This window comes from Nocardioides sp. YIM B13467 (assembly GCF_042788075.1).
Taxonomy (GTDB): Bacteria; Actinomycetota; Actinomycetes; order Propionibacteriales; family Nocardioidaceae; genus Nocardioides.
Genome location: NZ_JBHZPJ010000016.1, coordinates 1 through 3,262, shown reverse-complemented (window position 1 = coordinate 3,262; position 3,262 = coordinate 1). Strand labels below are relative to the sequence as shown.

The 3,262-nt window shown below is 54.5% G+C and carries 1 rRNA gene; it reads left to right on the top strand.

Features of this window, described 5'->3' with window-relative positions:
- The first annotated feature begins 146 nt into the window (after positions 1 to 146).
- A 23S ribosomal RNA gene (locus ACFX43_RS04215) occupies positions 147 to 3,237 on the top strand.
- Positions 3,238 to 3,262 lie beyond the last annotated feature (25 nt).

The window sequence follows — 3,262 nt, the reverse complement described above, 5'->3', positions numbered from 1 at the left end:
CTTTGATGATTCTGTCTTTGATGGTTCTGTCGAATGGTTTGGGGTGTTGGTGTGTGCGTGGTCTTCGTAGCGCATGACAGGCTCGACAACGTGATGTTTGAAATGTGATGTTGTTGTGTTTGTTGTTTTTGTTGAGTGTTTGTGAGAGATAAGCTATGAAGGGCACATGGTGGATGCCTTGGCATCAAGAGCCGAAGAAGGACGTTGGAGCCTGCGATAAGCCCTGGGGAGTTGGCAACCGAGCGTTGATCCGGGGGTGTCCGAATGGGGAAACCCAGCACGAGTCATGTCGTGTTACCTGCGCCTGAATCTATAGGGCGTGTGGAGGGAACGCGGGGAAGTGAAACATCTCAGTACCCGTAGGAAGAGAAAACAATAGTGATTCCGAGAGTAGTGGCGAGCGAAATCGGATGAGGCCAAACCGGTTACCTGTGATAGACGGCAGTTGTTGGGTAGTCGGGGTTGTGGGATATGTCTTTCATCGTCTGCCGGCGGTGAGCTCAGTAAGAAACCAAGCATGAAGGTGAACCAGTTGGGAAGCTGGGCCGTAGCGGGTGATAGCCCCGTAATCGTATGTGTTTGGCTGGGTTGATGTACTTCCCAAGTAGGACGGCACTCGTGGAATGTCGTGTGAATCTGGCGGGACCACCCGCTAAGCCTAAATACTTCTTGATGACCGATAGCGGACCAGTACCGTGAGGGAAAGGTGAAAAGTACCCCTGGCGGGGAGTGAAATAGTACCTGAAACCGTGTGCCTACAATCCGTCAGAGCCCGGCCGGCCTTTTGGCAGTGGGGGTGATGGCGTGCCTTTTGAAGAATGAGCCTGCGAGTTAGCGGTGTGTGGCAAGGTTAACCCGTGTGGGGAAGCCGTAGCGAAAGCGAGTCCTAATAGGGCGATTGAGTCGCGCGCTCTAGACCCGAAGCGAAGTGATCTAGCCATGGGCAGGTTGAAGCGCCGGTAAGACGGCGTGGAGGACCGAACCCACTTCAGTTGAAAATGGAGGGGATGACCTGTGGTTAGGGGTGAAAGGCCAATCAAACTTCGTGATAGCTGGTTCTCCCCGAAATGCATTTAGGTGCAGCGTTGCGTGTTTCTTGCCGGAGGTAGAGCACTGGATAGCCGATGGGCCCGACCAGGTTACTGACGTTAGCCAAACTCCGAATGCCGGTAAGTGAGAGCGCAGCAGTGAGACAGTGGGGGATAAGCTCCATTGTCGAGAGGGAAACAGCCCAGACCATCAGCTAAGGCCCCTAAGCGATAACTAAGTGGAAAAGGATGTGGAGTCGCAGTGACAACCAGGAGGTTGGCTTGGAAGCAGCCACCCTTGAAAGAGTGCGTAATAGCTCACTGGTCAAGTGATTCCGCGCCGACAATGTAGCGGGGCTCAAGTTATCCGCCGAAGCTATGGCACTCCGGTTTTCCGGGGTGGGTAGGGGAGCGTCGTGTATCGAGTGAAGCAGCGGAGTGATCCAGCGGTGGACGGTACGCGAGTGAGAATGCAGGCATGAGTAGCGAATGATGTGTGAGAAACACATCCGCCGATTGATCAAGGGTTCCAGGGTCAAGCTAATCTGCCCTGGGTAAGTCGGGACCTAAGGCGAGGCCGACAGGCGTAGTCGATGGACAACGGGTTGATATTCCCGTACCGGCGAAATGACGCCCATGATGAGGCGCATGATGCTAACCATCTGAAGCATGCGTGACCGATCCCTTCGGGGTGAGGCGTGTGTGTGGAACATGGGACCCAAGTGTGTAGTAGTCAAGTGATGGGGTGACGCAGGAAGGTAGTCGAACCGTAGCGATGGTTGTCTACGGGTAAGCGTGTAGGGCTGTGTGTAGGCAAATCCGCACACTGTATGCCTGAGACGTGATACGGACCCGTTTGGGGAAGTCGATGATCCTATGCTGTCGAGAAAAACCTCTAGCGAGTCATGAGCCGCCCGTACCCCAAACCGACTCAGGTGATCAGGTAGAGAATACCGAGGCGATCGAGCGAACCATGGTTAAGGAACTCGGCAAAATGCCCCCGTAACTTCGGGAGAAGGGGGGCCCGGATCGTGAACCCACTAGCTGGGGGAAGCGTGAAGGGCCGCAGAGACCAGGCCCAAGCGACTGTTTACTAAAAACACAGGTCCGTGCGAAGTTGTAAGACGATGTATACGGACTGACTCCTGCCCGGTGCTGGAAGGTTAAGAGGACGGGTTAGCCTCACGGCGAAGCTCAGAATTTAAGCCCCAGTAAACGGCGGTGGTAACTATAACCATCCTAAGGTAGCGAAATTCCTTGTCGGGTAAGTTCCGACCTGCACGAATGGAGTAACGACTTGGGCGCTGTCTCAACCGTGGACTCGGCGAAATTGCACTACGAGTAAAGATGCTCGTTACGCGCGGCAGGACGGAAAGACCCCGGGACCTTTACTATAGTTTGGTATTGGTGTTTGGTTCGGCTTGTGTAGGATAGGTGGGAGACTGTGAAGCGCACACGCCAGTGTGTGTGGAGTCATCGTTGAAATACCACTCTGGTCGTACTAGATGTCTAACTTCGGACCATGATCTGGTTCAGGGACAGTGCCTGATGGGTAGTTTAACTGGGGCGGTTGCCTCCTAAAGTGTAACGGAGGCGCTCAAAGGTTCCCTCAGCCTGGTTGGCAATCAGGTGGCGAGTGTAAGTGCACAAGGGAGCTTGACTGTGAGACAGACATGTCGAGCAGGGACGAAAGTCGGAACTAGTGATCTGGCCACGGCATGTGGAAGCGTGGTCACTCAACGGATAAAAGGTACCCCGGGGATAACAGGCTGATCTTCCCCAAGAGTCCATATCGACGGGATGGTTTGGCACCTCGATGTCGGCTCGTCGCATCCTGGGGCTGGAGTAGGTCCCAAGGGTTGGGCTGTTCGCCCATTAAAGCGGCACGCGAGCTGGGTTTAGAACGTCGTGAGACAGTTCGGTCCCTATCCGCCGCGCGCGTAGGAAACTTGAGAAAGGCTGTCCCTAGTACGAGAGGACCGGGATGGACGAACCTCTGGTGTGCCAGTTGTACCGCCAGGTGCATGGCTGGTTGGCTACGTTCGGAAGTGATAACCGCTGAACGCATCTAAGCGGGAAGCACGTTTCAAGATGAGGTTTCCCACCCTTTATGGGTTAAGGCCCCCTACAGACTATGGGGTTGATAGGCCGGAGGTGTACAGCAGTGATGCCCAGCCGACCGGTACTAATAGGCCGAGGGCTTATCTTTCATAAACCCTCAACAAAAACAACAA